At 45.2% G+C, this 21,389-nt stretch carries 24 protein-coding genes; 15 read left to right on the top strand and 9 right to left on the bottom strand.

Translation table 11 applies throughout. From position 1 onward, the window contains the following. Window position 1 precedes the first annotated feature (1 nt). The 4 genes from I8U23_RS10530 (at window position 2) to I8U23_RS10515 (ending at window position 3,922) form a co-directional block, all read left to right on the top strand. Window positions 2-1,483, top strand: a complete 1,482-nt coding sequence (locus I8U23_RS10530; RefSeq protein WP_198051033.1) for a Tle-like phospholipase domain-containing protein — start codon at window positions 2-4, stop codon at window positions 1,481-1,483. A 6-nt stretch (window positions 1,484-1,489) separates the two neighbouring features. Then, complete coding sequence (locus I8U23_RS10525) at window positions 1,490-2,215, top strand: hypothetical protein (protein ID WP_198051032.1); 726 nt, start codon at window positions 1,490-1,492, stop codon at window positions 2,213-2,215. Window positions 2,216-2,337: 122 nt separating this feature from the next. Beyond that, complete coding sequence (locus I8U23_RS10520) at window positions 2,338-3,069, top strand: hypothetical protein (RefSeq protein WP_049719725.1); 732 nt, start codon at window positions 2,338-2,340, stop codon at window positions 3,067-3,069. Between the two features lie 121 nt (window positions 3,070-3,190). Further along, window positions 3,191-3,922, top strand: a complete 732-nt coding sequence (locus I8U23_RS10515; protein WP_198051031.1) for a hypothetical protein — start codon at window positions 3,191-3,193, stop codon at window positions 3,920-3,922. Between the two features lie 142 nt (window positions 3,923-4,064). Here I8U23_RS10515 and I8U23_RS10510 read toward each other — a convergent pair whose 3' ends face one another. After that, window positions 4,065-4,430 (bottom strand): hypothetical protein, encoded by a 366-nt coding sequence (locus tag I8U23_RS10510; protein ID WP_037994271.1) that lies wholly within the window; start codon window positions 4,428-4,430, stop codon window positions 4,065-4,067. Between the two features lie 206 nt (window positions 4,431-4,636). Between I8U23_RS10510 and I8U23_RS10505 the strand changes: the two genes are divergently transcribed. Next, window positions 4,637-4,921: a hypothetical protein gene (locus I8U23_RS10505; protein WP_131470847.1), complete on the top strand. Its 285-nt coding sequence runs from the start codon at window positions 4,637-4,639 to the stop codon at window positions 4,919-4,921. Window positions 4,922-4,971: 50 nt separating this feature from the next. Here the strand turns inward: I8U23_RS10505 and I8U23_RS10500 are convergent, their stop codons facing one another. After that, window positions 4,972-6,297: a 6-phospho-beta-glucosidase gene (locus I8U23_RS10500; RefSeq protein WP_181732542.1), complete on the bottom strand. Its 1,326-nt coding sequence runs from the start codon at window positions 6,295-6,297 to the stop codon at window positions 4,972-4,974. A 250-nt stretch (window positions 6,298-6,547) separates the two neighbouring features. Between I8U23_RS10500 and I8U23_RS10495 the strand changes: the two genes are divergently transcribed. Beyond that, window positions 6,548-7,012, top strand: a complete 465-nt coding sequence (locus I8U23_RS10495) for a hypothetical protein (RefSeq protein WP_049719727.1) — start codon at window positions 6,548-6,550, stop codon at window positions 7,010-7,012. Window positions 7,013-7,043: 31 nt separating this feature from the next. Here the strand turns inward: I8U23_RS10495 and I8U23_RS10490 are convergent, their stop codons facing one another. Further along, window positions 7,044-7,646, bottom strand: coding sequence for a YczE/YyaS/YitT family protein (locus tag I8U23_RS10490; protein WP_037994277.1), 603 nt, complete (start codon window positions 7,644-7,646; stop codon window positions 7,044-7,046). 108 nt (window positions 7,647-7,754) lie between these two features. Between I8U23_RS10490 and I8U23_RS10485 the strand changes: the two genes are divergently transcribed. Next, entirely contained in the window at window positions 7,755-8,615 is an 861-nt protein-coding gene (locus I8U23_RS10485; protein WP_049719728.1) for a tyrosine-type recombinase/integrase, read from the top strand. A 30-nt stretch (window positions 8,616-8,645) separates the two neighbouring features. On the opposite strand, the gene I8U23_RS10480 is transcribed toward I8U23_RS10485, so the two are convergent. Beyond that, a complete protein-coding gene (locus I8U23_RS10480) occupies window positions 8,646-9,254 on the bottom strand; it encodes a DedA family protein (protein ID WP_037994282.1) in 609 nt (202 codons plus the stop codon). Window positions 9,255-9,584: 330 nt separating this feature from the next. Between I8U23_RS10480 and I8U23_RS10475 the strand changes: the two genes are divergently transcribed. The 5 genes from I8U23_RS10475 (at window position 9,585) to I8U23_RS10455 (ending at window position 13,969) form a co-directional block, all read left to right on the top strand. Then, window positions 9,585-11,054: a catalase gene (locus I8U23_RS10475; protein WP_049719730.1), complete on the top strand. Its 1,470-nt coding sequence runs from the start codon at window positions 9,585-9,587 to the stop codon at window positions 11,052-11,054. A 153-nt stretch (window positions 11,055-11,207) separates the two neighbouring features. Continuing rightward, window positions 11,208-11,417, top strand: coding sequence for a hypothetical protein (locus tag I8U23_RS10470; protein WP_049719731.1), 210 nt, complete (start codon window positions 11,208-11,210; stop codon window positions 11,415-11,417). Window positions 11,418-11,424: 7 nt separating this feature from the next. Continuing rightward, window positions 11,425-11,952, top strand: coding sequence for a hypothetical protein (locus I8U23_RS10465; protein ID WP_131470846.1), 528 nt, complete (start codon window positions 11,425-11,427; stop codon window positions 11,950-11,952). 307 nt (window positions 11,953-12,259) lie between these two features. Next, window positions 12,260-13,006 carry a M15 family metallopeptidase gene (locus I8U23_RS10460; RefSeq protein ID WP_049719733.1) on the top strand — a complete coding sequence of 249 codons (747 nt, stop codon included), beginning with the start codon at window positions 12,260-12,262 and terminating at the stop codon, window positions 13,004-13,006. 162 nt (window positions 13,007-13,168) lie between these two features. Then, window positions 13,169-13,969, top strand: coding sequence for a polysaccharide deacetylase family protein (locus tag I8U23_RS10455; RefSeq protein ID WP_049719734.1), 801 nt, complete (start codon window positions 13,169-13,171; stop codon window positions 13,967-13,969). 51 nt (window positions 13,970-14,020) lie between these two features. Here the strand turns inward: I8U23_RS10455 and I8U23_RS10450 are convergent, their stop codons facing one another. The 5 genes from I8U23_RS10450 to yunB form a co-directional block, all read right to left on the bottom strand. Beyond that, the gene (locus tag I8U23_RS10450; protein ID WP_049719735.1) at window positions 14,021-14,974 is read right to left on the bottom strand and encodes a class I SAM-dependent methyltransferase; all 954 of its coding nucleotides are present in this window, start codon (window positions 14,972-14,974) and stop codon (window positions 14,021-14,023) included. Between the two features lie 105 nt (window positions 14,975-15,079). After that, entirely contained in the window at window positions 15,080-15,370 is a 291-nt protein-coding gene (locus I8U23_RS10445) for a hypothetical protein (protein WP_049719736.1), read from the bottom strand. A 102-nt stretch (window positions 15,371-15,472) separates the two neighbouring features. Next, window positions 15,473-15,595 carry a hypothetical protein gene (locus I8U23_RS13625; protein ID WP_255347158.1) on the bottom strand — a complete coding sequence of 41 codons (123 nt, stop codon included), beginning with the start codon at window positions 15,593-15,595 and terminating at the stop codon, window positions 15,473-15,475. 27 nt (window positions 15,596-15,622) lie between these two features. Further along, window positions 15,623-16,528, bottom strand: coding sequence for a cation diffusion facilitator family transporter (locus tag I8U23_RS10440; protein WP_084712821.1), 906 nt, complete (start codon window positions 16,526-16,528; stop codon window positions 15,623-15,625). A 62-nt stretch (window positions 16,529-16,590) separates the two neighbouring features. Further along, complete coding sequence (gene yunB, locus I8U23_RS10435; protein ID WP_165489710.1) at window positions 16,591-17,205, bottom strand: sporulation protein YunB; 615 nt, start codon at window positions 17,203-17,205, stop codon at window positions 16,591-16,593. A gap of 214 nt (window positions 17,206-17,419) precedes the next feature. Between yunB and cls the strand changes: the two genes are divergently transcribed. The 3 genes from cls to I8U23_RS10420 all read left to right on the top strand — a co-directional run bounded on the left by cls (window position 17,420) and on the right by I8U23_RS10420 (window position 21,377). After that, window positions 17,420-18,877: a cardiolipin synthase gene (gene cls / locus I8U23_RS10430; RefSeq protein WP_049719739.1), complete on the top strand. Its 1,458-nt coding sequence runs from the start codon at window positions 17,420-17,422 to the stop codon at window positions 18,875-18,877. 144 nt (window positions 18,878-19,021) lie between these two features. Then, window positions 19,022-19,852 (top strand): undecaprenyl-diphosphate phosphatase, encoded by an 831-nt coding sequence (locus tag I8U23_RS10425; protein ID WP_269747553.1) that lies wholly within the window; start codon window positions 19,022-19,024, stop codon window positions 19,850-19,852. Window positions 19,853-20,021: 169 nt separating this feature from the next. Then, entirely contained in the window at window positions 20,022-21,377 is a 1,356-nt protein-coding gene (locus I8U23_RS10420) for an alanine/glycine:cation symporter family protein (protein ID WP_037994295.1), read from the top strand. Window positions 21,378-21,389 lie beyond the last annotated feature (12 nt).

Here is a 21,389-nt window from a genome sequence, read left to right as displayed (position 1 = left end):
AATGAAAACGATACATCATGGGAAACTCTTCTTATGCTTCATTTTGGTTGCATGTGTACTGGCCACACCAACTGCCTATGCAACCGGCGGCGGGAGTTTCGATGTTCCGCAGATCCATGAGGATTTCAACCAAGGAAAACCGGCTCCGGCTCCCAAGCCGACGGAGGAGCTGAACGTTGCCCCGTCCAAGCAGGAGAAAGGCTTCTTCAGCCAAGTGGGAGACTTTGTCTCCGGTTCTTGGAACAAATTAAAAAACGGGGTCTCCAACACTTGGAACAACCTGAAAAACGGCGCGAAAAAGACTTGGGACACCGCCGCATCCGCCACCAAGAAAGCGGCCCAAAAAGCCTGGGATTGGATGACCTCCACAGCAGGCAAAATCACCGGGGGAATTGTGCTTGGAATCACAGCCCTTACCGGATTGTTGAGTAAATTCGGACAACCCCTCGCCAGAGGAATCCAATCGGCCTATACGAGTTTGAAAAATCTTTTTGCGAGAAAGGGATTGGAAGGACAAAATCTGACCGCCAGTCTGGGGAATGCCGGAATGGCAGGGGGGAACAGCCAATATCCTTATGGAAAGCTGAGTGATTCAAATATTACTGATCAACAATTAGCTTATGCTGCGCAATTGGCATATAAAGATGAAATAAAGCCTCGAGATATATATATGAATTTGGGAAATCAATGGCAAGAGGAAAAGGTGTTATACAAAGATCACATAAGCGGTTTACAAGCTCATGTTTTTAAGAACCCAGAAACTAAAGAAATAATTATTGCATTTAGAGGAACAGAATCAGATCCTTTGACGAAAGATACCACGGTAATTGATGTGGCACAAGACTTATTCGCTGATATTTTTATAGCAAACGGTTTTGATCGTTATAATCCGCAAGCAGTGGAAGCGAGAAAATATGTGGAAAAAATAATAAATGATCCTAAGTATAAGGGATATAATATTGCTTTAACCGGCCACTCCCTTGGAGGCTACTTGGCTTCGGATTGCGGCGCCAGATATAAGATCCCTACGGTAACATTTAATGCAGCCGGGATGAATTTATATGATAATCTCAATATCAGTAAAGTAAGAGAGAAAACATTTGAGCTAATTCAAAAAGTGCCGTTCGTTCCGGAATTTGTCAAGTCGGGAGATCATTACAGAGCGAATATATCAGATCCACAAATTCGGGAGATTGTCGAGAATGAAAAAGTTGGTGCTTATGATGATTTAATAAGGAACTATAGGTATAAGGATGATCTTGTCGGTTCGTTTGGGTATCGTCCTGGGAAAACATATAATATTCTACCGGATGGAAGTGTTGAATTGGCGGAAGATGACAAGGGACTGGATAATAAAATAAATCTCAGTTGGGGCCATAGCATATCGAATTTTACTGGATATGACGATGGTAAAAAAGTAGACACACCCGTTGTGGCTTTGTATGGTGAAGATGGTAATATTGTTCCGAGAGAAAAGGAGTGAGCAGGGATGGGTTGGAGCAAACACTTAATAGCTGTGGTATGTATGTTTGTTTTTTTACTAACCGGTTGCACGGGAGGAGAGGGAGACATGGATCGGGCAGAAGAGAAGGAAATCAAAGAAAAAGCAATTCAGTATATTAAGGATACATATAACAAAGATTTCGAAGTATCCGAGGTAAGTAAAGATTTGTTTACAGGTCAGACATACTCCGTTGAAGGGAATATAAAAGATGATCAAAACACCTCTGTGTTAATTATTATCGAACCCGATGGAATCAGAGATTCGTATGTGGATGAATTATGGACCGAAGAATTAAAACCAACGATAACAACATTAGTTAAAAAGTATTTTGATGTGAGAAAGATTGAGCATTTTGTTTATTCAAATGGAACGGAAAAAGATAAATATAAAGGGGACATTCCTTCTGTTTTTAAAGTGCTGGAAAATGGAGGAGATCCTGATTTTGCATTAAACACCACATTTTGGGTGTATGAACAAAATGGTCAATATGAACAAGGGATCAGAAGCTTTTTAAAGGAGATGAAAGAGTTAAATTTTAACCATATTGGAATGGAGATTTTTGTAGCAAACGACAAACTAAAAACAGCGACAGATAACGAAAAAGAAAATGATTATATTTTATATCGATATAATATATCTATTGATGACATTCAAAAATTAGATATTGATAATCTTGATCTGGATCAATATAAAACGGTAATCAAAGAATAGAGAAACAGGGATGGGCAAGAAAGATATTGGCCCATCCCTAAATTTATGGCTAAGTCAATGGGACAGCGGAATTTATATAATGATCTTAACAATTGATTGATGATAGGAAGGGAGTAAAAAAGATGAATTTCAAAAGAAGCTGGATTGTTTTCATCCTGTTGTTTGTATACTTGCTGGCAGGATGCACAGGCACGGGAGGAGTGGGAGATATGGATAAAGCTGAAGAAAAAGAGATCAAAGAAAAAGCGATTCGGTATATCAAGGATACGTATAATAAGGAATATGAAGTTTCTGATGTGACGAAAGATTTTTTAAGCGGACAGATATATACAGTTGAAGGAAATATAAAAGATGATAAAAACACTTATGTAGCAATCATTATGGAACAGAATGAAATCAGGGATACTTATGTGGAAACATTATGGACCGAAGAACTCAAACCAAAGATCACGTCATTGGTTCAAAAACATTTTGATGAGAGAAAGATTGAGCACATTGCTTATTCAAATGGCCCGAAAAAAGATAAGTATACCGGAGAGATTCCATCGGTGTTTGAAGTCTTGAAAAATGAAGGGGCTCCGGATTATGAGCTAATCGTAAAATTGAGAGTCTATGAACAAAATGGCCAATATGAAAAAGGAATCAAGAGCTTTTTAGAAGAACTAAAAAAGCTGAACTTTAACCACGTTGGAGTAACAATTTTTGTTGCAGATGATGAATTAAAATCAGCACCGAAGGAAGCCGAAGAAAGTCAATATACCTTATACCGCTATAATATATCATTTGAAGATATCCAAAACATAGACATTGATCATCATGATCTGGATCAATATAAAACAGTAATCAAAGAATAAAGAAACGGGGACGGGCAGAAAGAAATTTGCCCATCCCTAAATTTATGGCTAAGTTAATGGGACAGAGAAATTTATATAATGGCCTTAGGAATTGATTGATGATAGGAAGGAAGTGGAAAAGGTGAATATCCAAAGAAGCTGGATGGTTTTCATTCTGTTGTTTGTATTCCTTGTGGCTGGATGCACAGGAACGGGAGGCATGGGAGATATGAATCGAGCAGAAGAGAAAGAGATCAAAGAAAAAGCGATCCAGTATATCAAAGATACATATAATAAAGATTATGAAGTATCCGAGGTCAGGAAAGATCTTTTTACTGGCAAGACTTATACCGTTGAAGGGAATATAAAAGATGGTCAAAACACTTATGTGGCAATCATTATGGAACCGAATGAAATCAGGGATACCTATGTGGCAACATTATGGACGGAAGAATTAAAACCCAAAATCACGTCTTTAGTTGAAAAAAATTTTGATGTAAGAGAAATCGAAAATATTGGTTTTTCAAACGGAACCAAAAAAAATAAGTATACCGGAGAGATTCCATCTGTGTTTGAAGTCTTGAAAAATGGAGGGGATCCAGAATATAAGCTAAATGTGACCTTAAGGGTTTATGAGCAAAATGGTCAATATGAACAAGGAATCAAAAACTTTCTAAAAGAATTAAAAAGGTTAAACTTTAACCAAGTTGGAGTAACAATTTTTGTTGCAGATGATGAATTAAAATCAGCACCAAAGGAAGCTGAAGAAAGTCAATATACCTTATACCGCTATAATATTCATTTTGAAGATATCCAAAACATAGACATTGATCATCATGATCTGAATCAATATAAGACAGTCATTAAAGAATAGAGAAACGGGGATGGGCAGAAAGAAATCGGCCCATCCCTAAATTTATGGCTGAGCCACTTAGACAGTATATATATAATGATCTTAACAATTGCAACATTAAATACGAAAGGGCAGGAAGACCGCACGGCGGCCGGCCTGTCCTTTACTTTTTCGCTGAATCGTCAATTGCTTGAACGGCCAGGTTGAACGCTTGGATTCTTCTTTCCAAAAGCGTTTTTTGCGGACTTCCTTCTTTTGACTTTGCGTAAATCTTTTCAATGGAAGGGAGCAAACCGGTGAGAATTTGGCGGGCTTCGGTCAGCTCTTCAGATGTGAAAGGATGAGGCCTTTGATACCAGGCGTATTCCAGCATGGCCAAGCCGATGTGAAAGGCTTTGAGCCTTTTCCGGATGAGGGAGGTGTTTGCGCCTTTTTGCGTCATCTGATCCAAGGCATTCTCCGATTTGCGGATGGTGGATTGAAAGGATTGGATGGATTCGGTTATCACGCTGGCAGGTACATTCTCCATGTTTTGTCTCCTCTCCCTGTTTTTTCTTCGCACGGTCATGATGATCCTTTTGTTTCAGAGTGTCAAGAGCAATTTTGCATCTGCATGCAAAGCAAATGACAGGGGGAATCAAGAAGAAGTTTAATTTCATGAAATTTGGTTCTTGGTTTAGACCAATTGCAGGGAAATTCATAGAATAATTTAGCTTTGCAAAAAGGAGGGATAGGATGACAGAGTTTGGAATCCACCTTGGCCAAGATCATGGGGTCACTGCGGCACAGGCAAGGAGAATTTTCGTTCTCCGCCGGGGAGAGAGAAGAATTGTGCGCTGCGGAAGAAGAGTGGTGCGCATTCGCCGCTTTTTTTTGCGCCCCGGTGAAGTTTTGGTGGTCATCTGCGGCCGGGGCCGGCACAGACAAACCTTTATTTTTGTCTGCAGAGGGCGGCGCATCCGGAGAACGATTGTCCGGAGAGTTCGCCGAAATACGCTGATTTCGGTGCGTTGTGTTTAATCCGGTTCTCTAATTTTATGGTTGGGACGGGGAATGAATCCCCGCCTTTTTTATTGTTGAAATTGCGGCAGATATTTTTGGTGGGCTTTCAGCATTTCATCCAGGATTTTTTTGGCGGCGGAGTCGGAAGGGACGAGCGGATTGATGGTCATGGCAAGCAGGGCGGTATGGTAGTTGCCGGTTACGGCGGCTTCGGCGGCAACCCGTTCGAAGGATTTAATCTGTTGGACGAGGCCTCTGACGGGGATGGGCAGGTCTCCGATGGCGATGGGTTTGGGGCCGCTTGCGGTGATGACGCAGTTGATTTCGACGGCGGAATCGTGGGGGATGCTGGCGATGGCGCCTTGATTTTTTACATTGACGGTTTGGATGTCTTTGCGGTCATGATAAATGGAGTCGATCAGGTTGCAGGCGGCATCACTGTAGTAAGCGCCGCCGCGTTGTTCCAGTTCGGGCGGTTTGGCGGCGAGCTTTGGGTCTTTGTATTTTTCAAACAGTTCAGCTTCCACTTTTTGCACCACTTCGGCGCGGGTTCCGGTTTTTCGCGCTTGCTCTTGTTCTTCGGCCAGCATTTTTTCCGTTTGGAAGTAGTACCGGTGATACGGACAAGGAAGGATGCCCAACGCTTTGATAAACTCTTTTTCCCAGCCCAAGTCAATAATGTTTTTGGCACGGATGCCGGAGGTGTCTCCTTGGGCGATCCGGTCAATGATTTGTCCGGTGATGTTTTGCCCGTCGAGATAAACGTTGAGCCCGAAGACCATGTGGTTTAATCCGGCAAAGTCGATATGAATCCGCTCCGGCTCGACCTGAAGCATTTGGGCCACGCTCATTTTCATTCCGACGGGAATGTTGCAAAGGCCGGCCACTTTGGTAAGCGGGCTGTATCGGAGGATGGCTTCCGTGACCATGCCGGCCGGATTGGTGAAATTGATCAGCCAGGCATCGGGACAAAGGGTTTCCATCTCTTTGCAGATATCCAGGATGACGGGGATGGTGCGAAGTCCTTTGAAAAGGCCGCCCGGCCCGTTGGTTTCCTGTCCGATCACACCGTATCGAAGAGGGATCTTTTCATCCAATGCCCGGGCGCGAAGGCCTCCGACCCGGAACTGGGTGATGACGAAATCCGCACCTTGAAGCGCTTGCTGCCGGTCTAACGTGAGATGAATGCGGATGGGCAGTCCGGCTTTGTTCACCATGCGTTTGGCCAGATTCCCGACAATGTTTAATTTTTCTTTTCCCTCGGGAATATCGACCAGCCACAATTCCCGGACAGGCAGATGGTCGTATCTTTTGATGAATCCTTCGACCAGTTCCGGCGTATAGCTGGACCCGCCGCCGATGGCGACAATTTTTAATCCATGTTTTCGGGTCATGGAAACGACACCTCCGGATGAATTCGGTTGGATATTTATAAAAACATTCCTATTATTCATTATATAGGATCTGAAGGTCGGGAACCAAAAGAGTGATCCGGATGGCAAAGATATTGGTCAGGCTTTGATGGCGGGCATACCAACTTTCGCTTGGCAAATGGCGCTTATAAAAAGGGATGGATCCGTCCATATTAAAAATTGAAAACATGTGTTGATTCCGGAAATTGTTTTGCCATAAAGGAGGAAACCGATGCGCTTTTGGATTGTGATGTTCAGTTTGATTTGGCTGGTCACGGGATGTTCGGCAAGCGGGGAAAACCAGAGTGCTGATTTCAGCAAAGGGGCCGTTTTTTATTTGGACAAGACGTTTGCCGAAAGGGCCAGGTTTTTCCGGAATGCTTTCCGGACTACCAAGATCCATGTTTGCACCCTCGACCGGGCCAATGCCGAAGCACGGAGGGAAGCCGCTTTTAAAAACCATCCCGTAAAAGATGGTTATGACCGGGTGGAGTGGCCGCTTCATGTCTGCAAGGAGGGCGGAGCCGGTTCGTATGTGGATTATGTTCCCAGTGACAACAACCGGGTGGTGGAAAACTGGATCCAAGAACAATTGAGCCAATATCCGGATGGGACCCGCCTGATATTCCGAATTGGGAAAAACCTGGAGATCAAGGCGTTGGCGCCTCCGGGCAATGATCCATCCCTGGCTTCGTAGGGATGGCCGTTTTTTTGCCGAAGAGGATGGATTATTTTACCCGTTCCAACAACCCATCGATTTTGGGGGCAAAAAACTGCACCAAAGGGCCGCTTAAAAAGGTGAAGATGACAGTTCCGACCGAAATCGGCCCGTGAAGCATCAATGCGAAAACAAGCGCGAAGCCGTCCATGAGGGTTTTGGATACAGCCAGGCTCAGCCTGAACCGCCGGCACAGGACATACATCAGATCATCACATGGTGTCAGCGCAAATTTTCCTTGTACATAGACCGAAATGCCAAAACAGGTGCAAAGCAGTCCGGCCCAAAACGTGAGCATTTGCTCCAAGCGATTGACCGGATAAAAGGAAAGGATGTTCAGCCAAAAATCGATGCAGGTTCCGAGAATGAGCACCGTCAGCAATGAAAAAAGATCCGGCCTGCTCTTTTTTAAACCGGCATTGAGCAAAATGATCAGCATTCCGATGAGAATCACCCATGTCCCGACGGTGAATCCAAACTGATTACTCATTCCCACATATAATCCGTTCCAGGCATCGGTTCCCGCCCGGGAGACGATCATCAGCGTGATTCCCAGTGATTTGATGATCAAACCGGCGGGGTAGCACAGCATGCGCATGATAAGCTTGTACATCAGCGAAACCAACCTTGTCCGTTTTTGATTATTTATATGTTTCAACTTCCAACAATTTGCCAACTGATCCGGATGTTATAATGGGAGACACCAAGGGAGGTGTGATTTGTGGATTTCAGCAGTTTTTCGGATTTTGTGGATGAGTTTGTGAAGTGGTTGGTTGACACAGGAAGAAGGCAGCGGACGATTGATGAATATGTGATGACGGTGTTGATGTTCGCGGCATGGTTTCAGCAAAAATATCCTTCATTGGCCTTGCCTACCCAGGTATTGAGCTCTCATATCATTGCTTTTCAACAGGAATTGTTAACGCAGAGAAAGCTTTCGATCGCCACGGTTCATAAATATATGGCTTCATTAAAATCTTTTTGGGACTTTTTGATCGAAAAAAATCTGGCGGGAACCAATCCATTGCTGGAGATTGATTGGAAAACACCTTCTTCCCCAACCGTTTTGCCTCCCCACTCCTGGTTGAGTAAAGAGGAAGAGAAGCGGTTGCTGAACCGGGTGGAGCTGGAGAAAAATGATTGGAAACGATCAAGGAACCGGTGCCTGTTGTTGTTGATGCTGGACGCGGGTTGCACGGTTTCTGAGCTGATTACGATGGATTGGGAGCAAATATTGTGGGAAGATCACGAAATTTTAGTGAAAAACGAACAGGGAGAACGAAGGATTCCGGTCACGCAACGTCTTTACCGGGCGCTGAATGACTGGCGGAGAGAAGGGGGAAACAAAGGGACGGTGGTTTGCACCCAAAACGGGGAAAAAATGTCCAGGCAGGGGGTTCATTACCTGGTGAAAAAATATTTGAAGGAGGTCGGGTTAAAAGAGTATTCGCCCCATACCTTAAGGCACACCTTTTGCCGCCGGTTAATCGAAGCCGGAGCCGATTTAAAAACCGTTTGCCGTTTGGCCGGACACCAAAGCATGGAGACGACCAAAAGATATTTGGCAACAAACAAAAGGTAGGGAAGTTCCCTTTCCCTACCTTTTGTTTGTTTAATAAGCTTTGCGTTTTTTGACATACCAAGCGATCACCAAAATGAACAAAACGGCAAAAATGACGTAGAAAACGTTGGAGTAAACGCTCATATAATCCAACACCGTGGTCCAAGCTTCACCGAAAGCAGCTCCCAGCATGACCAAAATGGTGTTCCAGATCAGGGTTCCGATGGTGGTGAAAACCAAAAATATAACCATGTTCATGCGGGCCATGCCGGCCGGAACAGAAATCAGGCTGCGCACAATGGGAACCATGCGGCAAAAGAAAACAGTCCATACGCCATAACGTTCAAACCAACGATCTGCCTTATGGATATCTTCTTTCTTAATTTTCAGGATATGTCCCCAACGGTCAATGATCTTTTCCAGTTGGTTCACATTCAACAAAAACCCGATCAGATACAGGATGACGGCTCCGACAACGGCTCCCAATGTAGCTGCAACCACCACGCCGAAAACGGATAGTTCCGATTTGGTGGTCATAAATCCGCCAAAGGTGAGAACCACTTCCGAAGGGATGGGAGGGAAGATGTTTTCCAAAGCAATCATTAAAAAGACGCCAAAATATCCGAATTTTTCCATGAATTCAATAATCCAGTTCTCCATTTGCGTGTTTCAACTCCTCATCCATTTCCATGATTATTCCCACATAAGTATAGCGTGTTCATTGCTATTTTTATAGCTGATTATTAAAAGAAATGAAACAGATTCATGATTTTTTTGTTTCGGAGACGTAAACGCAGGTCCGTTTGCGAATAATATTATCAGAGAGAAAGAAGAGATGTTCCCCGGATTTATGAAAGCGGTCCTGGACGGGATCGCTTTTTTTTTATGTCAAATCTTTTTCCGGAAAACCCATTGCATTTTTTCTAGATTATAATTATTATTAATAAAGAATGATAATAATAATCACCTTGAAAAGGGGTCGATAGACAGATGGATCAATCCAAAAAACGTTTAACCACGAACCAGGGGGCTCCTGTTGGCGACAACCAAAATTCCCGCACCGCAGGCCGGCGTGGTCCCACCCTGTTGGAAGATTATCATTTGATCGAAAAACTGGCGCACTTTGACCGTGAACGCATTCCGGAAAGGGTGGTTCACCCGAGGGGTGCCGGCGCACACGGTGTGTTTCGTGTGATCAACAGCATGAAAGAATATACGAAAGCGGCTTTCTTGCAAGAAGTGGGGAAAGAGACACCGGTATTTGTCCGTTTCTCAACCGTGATCAATTCCAAAGGTTCGCCGGAAACGGCCCGGGATCCGCGCGGTTTTGCAACGAAGTTTTATACTGAGGAAGGAAACTATGATTTGGTGGGGAACCATTTGCCGGTATTCTTTATTCGCGATGCCATCAAATTTCCGGATATGGTTCATTCGCTGAAACCGGCTCCCGATACCAATATCCAGTCGCCGGACCGGTATTGGGATTTCATGACACTGAGTCCGGAATCCACACATATGATGACATGGCTGTTTTCCGATTACGGCATTCCCGCGAACTACCGGCAAATGGAAGGGTTTAGTGTACATGCGTTTAAATGGGTAAATCATGAAGGTAAAGTCGTATATGTTAAATATTACTGGAAACCCCTCCAGGGTGTCAAAAATTTGACCGCGGAAGAAGCAATGGAAATCCAAGGAAAAGACGCAAACCATGCCACACGCGATCTGTTTGAAAATATTGCAAAAGGAAATTATCCCGAATGGGATCTTTACGTCCAAATCATGCCGCCGGAAGATATGGATAAATTTGATTTTGATCCGCTGGATGCAACCAAAATCTGGCCGGAAGACGAGTATCCGTGGCAATTGGTCGGCCGCATGACTTTGAACCGGAACCCGCAAAACTTCTTTGCCGAAGTCGAGCAAGCGGCATTTTCCCCGAGTGCGCTGGTTCCGGGAATTGAGCCGTCGGAAGACAAATTGTTGCAAGGACGGTTGTTTTCTTATCCGGATACGCAACGTCACCGTTTGGGGGCAAACTACCTGCACCTCCCGATCAACCGGCCGATTGCTCCGGTGAATAACTATCAAACGGACGGACCCATGCAAATGAAGCAAGATGTCCCGACCGTTAACTATGAACCCAACCGCTATGACGACCGTCCGAAAGAAGATCCGGCATACTTGGAAAGCGAAACCCCGCTGGAAGGAAACGCCGGACGGAATAAAATCTATAAAACCCTCGACTTTAAGCAGGCAGGCGAACGTTACCGTTCGTTTACAAAAGAAGAGCAGGACAATTTGATCAAAAACCTGACAAATGATTTGAAAGAAGTGCATGAAGAGACGAAACAACGGGCCATCTACAACTTCTACCGTGCGGATGAAGAATACGGCACTCGTTTGGCGGATGCTTTGGGAGTCAATATCGCTGACGTCCTCGGGAAATTTCAATCATAATCCCGTATGAAGGCAGACTGAAAGGCTGTTGGCTTATTAAAAGTCAACAGCCTTTTTTAATGTTTTATTCCGGGGGTTGCGATAATTCTTGTGAAACAGTTTTATGATAAGATAAATGAATAGAATTATAATTTCCGAAAAGGAGATTTTAATTTGGAAGCCATTGGTCATGCCGGACTGAAAAAAACATACCGGGCAGCCGGATTTAAAAAAATTCCGGTAGTGGCAATGATTCTTTTGCAAGTGGTGACATGGCGGTTTTATGGTTATTACTGGTATTTGGGCAGAAAAAAAAGCGATTCAGCAATTAAACACCCAAAAGCGTTTCCCGTTTTGGTATATCTGGATCGCCGCATTGCTTGATTTTGCCATGAGTTTTGTATGGTTGTTTGCGGGATTGGCAGGACTTGAGTTTTCCTACGAATTTTTAGATTTCTATCTTGAATTTGTTGCTTTGGTGATTTTCCCGGTTTTGTTTGTTCTAAACCGGATCATTCCCGTTTATTTACGGGGCATGTTTTTGGAGCATGAGGGGAAAGGCACCGACCTCGCCAATCAAATCGTCACCTATCTGTTGGCCTTTTTTCTGGGGGTTTTCTATCTGCAGTATCTGATCAATCAACAGAAGGCAGGAGATGAAGTTCTGGAAGAAGACACTCTCCCGGGGGAAGAAGAAGGCTGGAAAAAAGTACTGAAAAAAATCAATGGTTATAATGTGATGGCAGCCGTGACGCTCCTTGTCAAATTTGTGGTGACATATAACATAATCCTTTTGCTGCCCGATCTCAGTTCGAGGATTACGGTGGTTATCCTTTTTGTGTTTCTTTGGTCACCTTTCGGCATTGCTTCTCTTTTGTGGGCCGTTGTATCGCTGATGTTGAGAAAGATTGGATCTTGATCGGACTCAATGTCCTGGATACCATCGTGTTGTTTGCAAAAGGTTATTTCCATTCATAATACATAGAAAAATGAGGCGGGATACCGATTGCGCCTTGAACCGGGAGAAGGGGGAAGAGTAATTCTTTCTTCTGCTTTCATGTTACAAAATGGTTAAAAACGGTAAAAAAGGCTGATATTTTTTCGAACAACGAAGAGTTCCCCCGCACATACCGTTGGATTAGCGATATAATGATATGAGGAAGTTCAATGGTTTATCCGTTGACACGTTCGCTTGGACGGATATGCACACTGGAGGCAGGACAGATATGAAAAAAATGTTTTTCAAATCCATTTCGATTCCACTGATTGCAGGCACAGTGCTATTGGCCGGCTGTACTCAGACGGATGTGCCGGCTGATGCCAAAAATATAGAACCCAAACAGGAAAAGGTGACACAGGAGAAACCCAAACCGGTACCGCCGCAGGAAAAATGGGATATTGATACGCCGGATTCGATCACGGTGGTGGTGAATAAAAAGAGAGAAATTCCGGCGGATTATGTTCCCCCGGATTTGGTTGAACCGGATGTGACCTTTTCTTTTGCCGGCACCGCTGAAAAGAAATTGATGCGAAAGGAAGCGGCAGAAGCCTTGGCGGAATTGTTCAAGGCGGCTGAAAAAGACGGGGTTGATCTGGTTGCCGTATCCGGTTACCGTTCATATAAGCGGCAACAAGCGACGTATCAGTCTGCTTTGCAACGCAAGGGGATGGCCGATACGTCGAAGTATAATGCCCGGCCGGGACACAGCGAACATCAGACCGGACTGGCGATGGACGTTTCCAGTTCCATCGTTAATTATCAGTTGATTGAATCATTCGGAGAAACCAAAGCCGGACGTTGGCTTGCCGATCATGCGGCGGAGCATGGCTTTATTATCCGGTATCCCAAAGGAAAAGAAGACGTGACCGGTTATGCTTATGAGCCGTGGCATATTCGGTATGTGGGCAAAGAATTGGCCAAAGAGCTGAATGAAAAAGGACTGGTCATGGAAGAATATTTTTCTTTAAAATGACATAAGGATCAACGATCGCAGATGTGGTGTCATTGTAATGCAAAAGGTTCACATGATCATCAAAAATTTCCACGGATCATCGCTTGAATTTAGATTCATAGATGGCATAGATTTAATATAGGATCGCTTACTATATAGAAGAATAGAGTAGGAAGTTCATCGATGAGAAAGTTAATCTTACTGTTGTCGTGTTGTTTTTTGCTCAGCGGTTGTGCAGGCACGCCTTTGTTTGCAGCAAATCCGGAAGAGCAGCCGGATGCATTGAACGAAAAAACGCTTGCCATGCCGGATAAACTTGCGGAGAGGGCTTCTGTCCCTTCTTTTTATTATCACGCGAAACCAGCTGCAACTTATTACCAGAGCGCGACCAAAGAGAAAAAAATTGCACTCACTTTTGATGACGGACCGGATGCTACATATACCAGTCAGGTTCTGGACATTTTAAAGCAACAGCAGGTGCCTGCCACATTTTTCGTGATCGGCAATCAAGTGCCGCGCCATCCAGACGTGGTCAAAAGGATTGTGGATGAAGGACATGTGATTGCCAGTCATACCTGGAGCCATCCGAATTTGGTGAAGGAGAATGATGCGAAAGTACGGCAGGAAATCACCAAAACCTATCAAATCGTGGAAAAACTGACAGGCAAAAAAATGGCGATGCTGCGACCGCCATACGGGGCTGTCAAAGGAAAAGAAAAATTGATCCATCAAATGGGGATTTCCGTCATTCAATGGGATATCGACACATTGGACTGGGAACCGGGACAGACACCGGACCGGATTTTTCAAAATGTGGTCCAACATGCATCACCCGGCAGCATTGTCTTACAGCACAGCGGAGGAGGCAATCGTTCGGCAACGGTTCAAGCCCTCCCCCGGCTGATTCAACAGTTAAAACAAGAAGGCTACCAGTTTGTCACCGTGAATGAACTTTTGGATATTCCTGCGTACCATCAGGATTAAACGGGAAACCAGTGCCTCTTTAAGGTTCATTGTAGGCATTGGTTTCTTTTTTTATTCCATTTGGCGAAAAAAAGATCGAAAGAATCGGATCCGGGGTTGTTCTTCGCTTTTAACGCGGGCCAGAGCCGCCCGGTAAAACCGGTATTCTTCGATATGGGGACTTCGTGGATTCATATAACGCTGCCGGAACGTTTTGGAATCCACATCTTCCACCAATTCCAGCCCATAACGGTACAAGTAATCCGGGAGCTCTTTGGGATCAAAACCAAAGATCCACGGTTCCCCCATTTGCTTGACCCAACGGCGGATCCAGTTAGCTTTTGGCCCGTTCAACCACTGTTCAATCGCTTTTTTATGGACATAGGTGAAAAGCAGAAAGCTGCCGGGGGCCGTCCCGCTGATAAAATCCATGGTTTGGTCCACTGCGCGGCGGGTCAGATATTGGGTGACACCTTCCCAGATAAAAAAAGCGGGCTTGTTTTTGTTGAACCCGTGTTGCCGCAATGTTTCGTTGATCTTTTCAATGTTCAGATCGGTTTTAACAAAAGAGACATTCCCGGGGAACCGGTGAAGAAGGCGATCCAGTTTTGTCCTTTTCAAACGCAAGATTCCTGCTTGATCCACTTCAAACACCCGGGTTTTCCGGCATTCCGGGATGCGGTAAGGGCGGGAATCGTATCCGGAACCGAGGATCACCACTTGTGATATTCCCCGGGACAAAGCATAGATCAAATGGTCGTCAATGAGGCGGGTTCGGGCCACGCCGGAAGCCCTGGCTCCGGGTTCAACGCGATCAATCAGTCCGGGAATCCACCAGCTGGCAACCGGAATGCGGGCCAATGCTGCAATTAATTTCAATGGCCGGCTTAAAAAATGAAATGCAAACGGATCTTCCACCAAACGCCGTTCTTTGGGAAAAGAGTATTCCAACGTGCGGAACAAAGCGGCAAACTCGGCCGTTTTACTGGCACGCTTGAATTGCCGGATATCGATTTTTTCATTCATTTACGTCGCTCCCCAAAACGGATGGATTTGCTGAATGTTATTCTTAAAAAGGCGGATTCATGCTTGAATGGGGAGTAAAAAAACAGACAGGTCATTCACACCTGTCTAATCCCAAAGGGCTTTGATAAACTTTTCAATATTATCCCATGCTACTTTTAGATCCTTCGGAATAGGCTGTACATTGGGATTGTGTACATATGAATTAAGAGTATTTGTAGAAGCTAAGGAATCTTGAGAGGAAACTATTAAATGTACAGGCTTTAAATCGTCTTTTTCTAATATTTCGTTGCTTTTCATAAACTCTGATACTGACTGGATTTTTCGGCTTAGTTTTGCATCCCTACTACAGCTTTTGATATTTTTTTCCTCGATATAATTCTCAATACTCAACTCCAATTTTATACCCCATAAGCCGGGTGCAATCCGGGTTTTGGGGACAGCTTTTCAATCGGGAAAATGGATAGAATAAAAGCCCCGCCACATCGGCCGGGGCTTTTGTTATGAAGTGATGGAAATGGCAAAAATCAAGATGAGAAGTGCAATCAAAAAGGCGGAGGAAACGATGGTAAATAATATTTTTTTCTCTTGTTTTGCGTTTTCTTTGTGTTCTTCGTTTTGCATCATGAATGCTCCTTTCTGTCAAGTTGGTCAGTGAAGAAGGTGTCCGGCTTGATGCTGAAAATCAGTGGTTTCGATTTGAATGGTGGTGTGTTGGATGGCAAATTGTTGTTCGATCACCTCGATGGCGGTTTTTAAGATTTGTTGCGGGTCTGTATCCTTTTCCACCAGCAAGTGGCAAGATAAGGAATCGATGCCCGACGTGATGGTCCAGATGTGAAGATCATGGACATTGATGACACCGGGAATCTGTTTTAATGCTTGTTCCACTTTTTCGCGATCCACCGTGACAGGTGTGCCTTCCATCAAGATATGGACCGAATGGGTGATCACTCCCCATGCATTTTTTAGGATGATGACGGCAACGATGATGCTGAGAAGCGGATCGGCCAGGTAAAAAGAAAACAGACTGATCATGAGGCCGGCGATGATGGCGCCCAGTGAACCCAAGGCGTCACCCAATACATGCAGGTAGGCGCTTTTGACATTCAGGTTTTCTTTCACATCCCCTTTTTTAAAGAGAATCCAGGCGCTCATCACATTGGCGATCAGTCCGATGGTTGCAATGGCCATCATCATGTTCCCTTGGATCTCGGGCGGGGCAAAAAAACGTTGGATGGCTTCCCACACGATGAACCCGGCGATGATGAACAAGGTGACGCCGTTAAAAAGCGCCGCCAAGATTTCAAACCGGTAATAGCCGTATGTTTTGCGGGCTGATGGCGGCCGGGCGGCAAACCATAAGGCCGCCAGGCTCAGGGCGAGTGAGATGCAATCGCTTAGCATGTGCCCGGAGTCCGATATCAAAGCCAGACTTTTTGTCCATAATCCGCCTGCAAACTCCAAAACCATTATACTTGCAGTGATTGCAAGTGCCATGGTCAGGCTTTGGCGGTTACGGGTGGAAGGGGTATGATGATGGTGATGCGAATGCATAAACAGTCCTCCTGTCATGATGGGTGCAGGCGGAAAAAAGCCATTTCTTTCATTATAACAGTCTAATCATTTTGGGGGATTGGATTCAGGCCCAAAGGATAAAAATCCGGCACTTCCCCCACGATCACTTGCCGGGCAATGGGCTGGTTGAATTTTAGGGTATAATGTTCATTGGTTAAAGGCAATAACGACTGCATTTCGATGACAGCCTGCAGGTTTACGGTAATCAAGGTGGTATTGATTCCTTTTCCTTCGATACTGGATGTAAAGGTGACATGCGGGGTTCCTTCGACCCAGATATGAACCGGGATATTGGGGCCCATATCGGCAAATATGCTGCTCTGCAAGATTTTCCCAAAAGAAATGTGTTTCAGCCGGTTCTCTTCTTTACTCAATTCTTTCAGAATCCGTTGCGTCACCACCTGATAGGCTTTGGCTTCCATCTGGCTGTTGAACTGGACCCCGGTGATCCGGTTTTGTTTGTCGACTTGCAAGGTGGCCACCGGGTTCACCTTTTGCTGCATTTCTTCAATGCCTTTTAAAAATGCTTTTTGTGCCGTTTTTTTGGCTTCTTCTTCAGCGAGAGCGACCAATACGGGTTTCAATTGGTGGTTCACAAAGGTATAACCAAGGTAACCGGTCAATACAGTGAATCCGAGAAAGACAAGAAAAATCATTGAAGATGGCTTCAAAAACGTATTGGAAGTTCTGAAAGACGAGCGGGCAAACCTCGGTCTTCTTTTGTGTGTTTTAAAGCGTCTTCTCGCAAACAAACGAATGCGTCGGGAAAAACGGGGACCGAATGACATGGCTATTTCTCTCCTTTTCATATGTTTTATATGGTTTGTTTGGAGAGTTTATGAAAAATATGGGAAAAGCGGAGGAAGTGGGATGAATTTCGTGGACATGGGTGTACATTCGCTTTCATTGTTAACCATGGTGAATATTCTGTTGGCGATCGTCATTATATTTTTAGAGAGGCGGAACGTGGCCACAACCTGGGCCTGGATTTTGATCCTGCTGTTTCTGCCTGTTGTCGGCTTTATGCTGTATATTATTTTTGGACAAAATCTGAGCAAACGGAAAATCTTCCAGCTCAATGCCGAGCACACCGAAGATTTTGTCCGTAAATTATCCGTACAAGCCAAGGAGTTGGAGGAGCGGCGGTTTCAATTCCGGGATCCGGAGATTGAACAATACCAGCCCATTATTTACATGAATCTGGTCAGCGGATACGGGCTGCTCACCCAGGACAACGAAGTGAAAATATTCACAGACGGGAAGGAAAAATTCCATGCTCTTTTAAAGGATATTGATCAGGCCAAAGATCATATTCATCTGCTTTATTTCATCATTAAAAACGACGGGATCGGCAATCAAATTGTGCAAGCTTTAACCCGAAAAGCCAAAGAGGGGGTCAAGGTGCGCGTCCTGTATGATGATATGGGATCGGCCTGGCTGCCGCCCCGCTTTTTTAAACCGCTCATCGAAGCCGGGGGAGAAGTAGCTGCCTTTTTTCCTTCCAAATGGATTCCGTATTTAAACTTCCGGGTGAATTACCGGAATCACCGCAAAGTCGTTGTCATTGACGGAAAAATCGGCTATGTCGGCGGTTTCAACATCGGCGACGAGTATTTGGGATTAAGCCCGAAGTTTGGTTATTGGCGGGACACTCATCTCCGGATCAAGGGAAGTTCCGTGGATGCTTTGCAATCCCGGTTTTTCCTGGATTGGAACAATGCTTCGGAAAAGGAGCTCCGTTATGAAAAACGTTACTTTCCGGAAAAATCATCCCAAGGGACTTCGGCACTTCAGATTGTGTCCAGCGGTCCGGATTCCGAGTGGGAACAAATCAAAAACGGGATGATAAAAATGATTTATTCCGCCAAGGAACGCATAGATATTCAAACACCTTATTTCGTTCCCGACGACAGCTTGATGCATGCCTTAAAGATTGCTGCGCTGTCCGGAGTGGAAATCCGCCTGATGATCCCGAACCAACCGGATCACATGTTTGTTTACTGGGCGACGTATTCTTATATCGGGGAACTGTTGAAAGTGGGCGTGAAGTGTTTCATCTATGAAAAAGGATTTATCCATGCCAAAACCATCGTGGTCGACGGCAAAATTGCATCGGTGGGGACAGCGAATTTTGATGTGCGCAGTTTTAAATTAAACTTTGAGGTCAATGCCTTTTTATTTGATGTTCAGGTGGCCGGACGTCTGCAAACCATTTTTGAGCAAGATCTCAAAAATTCGCGGGAGTTGACGAAAGAGGTGTATAACCGGCGTTCCAACTGGATTCGATTTAAAGAATCGATTTCCCGGTTGCTCTCTCCGATTTTATAAAAAATAGTTATGAACATTTAAAAAATCTGTTGGACTTTTCATTGTCAAGAAAAAAGGAATTGTGCCATTATAGGAGATAGATTTTCTTTTTCCGAAGTCTTCACAGGAAATACATCACTAAGTCTGAAGGAAAAGGTGAGCGCATTGAACTTGTGGGAAATTTTTGTTGGGATCATCTTGGGGATGGTCGAAGGATTGACCGAATTTGCTCCTGTATCTTCAACAGGGCACATGATCTTGGTTGATGACATTCTTTTTAAAACGAAAGAGATTTTTTCCGAGCCGGTTGCCAATACATTCAAAGTGTGCATCCAGTTGGGTTCGATTTTGGCGGTGGTGATCGTCTTTAAAGACCGGATTCTGGATCTGTTGGGCTTGAAAAGAAAAGGATCCGAAGAAGGCGAAAAGAAAGACCGCCTGACCTTGGGGCAAATCTTTGTCGGGTTGCTGCCGGCTGCCGTGTTGGGCTTTTTATTTGAGGACTTGATCGATGAACATCTCTTTGGCATGTCCACGGTACTCGTCGGTTTGGTGGCCGGGGCGATCCTGATGATTGTCGCAGACTGGTTCCGTCCGACCAGACCGAGAGTGGAAACGTTGGATCAAATCAGTTACAAAGACGCATTTCTCGTCGGGTTGTTTCAATGTATTGCCTTGTGGCCCGGTTTTTCCCGTTCCGGTTCCACCATCTCCGGCGGGGTTTTGATCGGTTTGAGCCACCGGACTGCTTCCGATTTTACCTTTATCATGGCCGTTCCCATCATGGCCGGGGCGAGCAGTCTGTCTCTGATTAAAAACTGGGAGTATTTTACGGCGGATGCTCTTCCTTTCTTTATCGCCGGTTTCATCAGTGCATTTCTTTTTGCATTGTTGTCGATTCGCTACTTTTTGAAACTGATTAACAAAGTCAAGTTGGTGCCGTTTGCCGTATACCGGATTGTCTTGGCGGTAATCATTTATTTCTTGGTATTTTGATCCATTTTCTTGAAAGAAAGCTGCTCGATGGCGGGCAGCTTTTTTATTTGGCGGTTTCGGAAATTGTGAACATCTGTTGAAAAAAATGAAGGGGCCGTGATATTATCTTTTTAAATAAAATTATAAAAAAATTCATTCGATATGTGTTAGACAAAAAGGAGAAAACGGTATGGAATCATTTACTCAATGGTTGGATCAAATTTCGAATGTGGTTTGGGGTCCTCCCTTGCTGGTTTTATTGGTGGGGACAGGCATTTATTTATCGATTCGTTTGTCATTTTTGCAATTTTCCCAACTTCCTTACGCTTTGAAAACCGCCTTTTCCTTGAAACAGGATCATGAGTCGCAAGGGGATATTTCCCATTTTCAATCGTTGATGACCGCCCTTTCTGCGACGATTGGGACGGGAAATATTGCGGGGGTTGCCACGGCCGTGGTTGCCGGGGGGCCGGGAGCGGTGTTTTGGATGTGGATTACCGCGATTTTTGGCATGGCGACAAAGTATGCAGAGGCGATTTTGGCCGTGAAGTACCGGGTGGTTGGCGAGCGGAACGAGATGGCCGGCGGACCGATGTATTACATCGAACGGGGTCTGGGATGGAAATGGCTGGCGGTTCTGTTTGCCTTGTTTGGATCGATTGCCGCGTTTGGTATTGGCAGTATGGTGCAATCCAATTCCGTGGCGGAGTCGATGAAGGCCAGTTTTGGTGTGAATCCCTGGATTACCGGCGTTGTATTGACGGTGATCACCGGGATGGTGATTATCGGGGGCATCAAATCGATTGGCCGGGTGACCAGCTTTTTGGTTCCGTTGATGGCGATCTTCTATGTTTTGGGGGGGCTCCTCATCATTGTGCTTCATGTGGATCAACTGCCTTCCACCCTCGCCTTGATTTTTACGGATGCGTTTACGGGACAAGCGGTTGCCGGCGGAGCGATCGGGACGGTGATCCGCTATGGAGTGGCCCGGGGGGTATTCTCGAATGAAGCCGGGATGGGATCGGCTCCGATTGCTGCAGCCGCAGCCAAGACGGACCATCCGGGACGGCAGGCGCTGGTGTCGATGACGGGAACCTTTTTGGACACCATTGTTGTTTGTTCCATCACGGGAATCGGTCTGGTGATGGGCGGCTACTATGTCGGCAGCGATTTGACGGGAGCGGCATTGACGACCGAAACTTTTAACCGTTTGTTGCCGGGCCCGGGCGGATGGATCGTTACGATCGGCTTGATTTTCTTTGCTTATTCCACCGTGTTGGGATGGTCCTATTACGGCGAGAAATGTTTTGAATATTTGTTCGGTTCCCGGTCGGTCACGGGTTACCGGGTGGTCTTCACTTGTTCGGTGTTGTTGGGCTCGGGACTGAATTTGGCGTTGGTGTGGTCCATTGCGGATGTTTTCAACGGATTGATGGCCATTCCCAACTTGATCGGCCTGATCGGTTTGTCCGGCGTCGTGGTGGCGGAGTCCAAAGCGTTCACCCAAATCATCCGGCAAGAAAAAGAGAGATCTGAGAAAGAATGACAAAAGCCGTCT

The organism is Thermoactinomyces sp. CICC 10735 (assembly GCF_016055175.1).
Taxonomy (GTDB): Bacteria; Bacillota; Bacilli; order Thermoactinomycetales; family Thermoactinomycetaceae; genus Thermoactinomyces; species Thermoactinomyces vulgaris.
The sequence above is the reverse complement of the archived record's forward strand: the minus strand, read 5'-3'. Positions and strand labels throughout refer to the sequence as shown.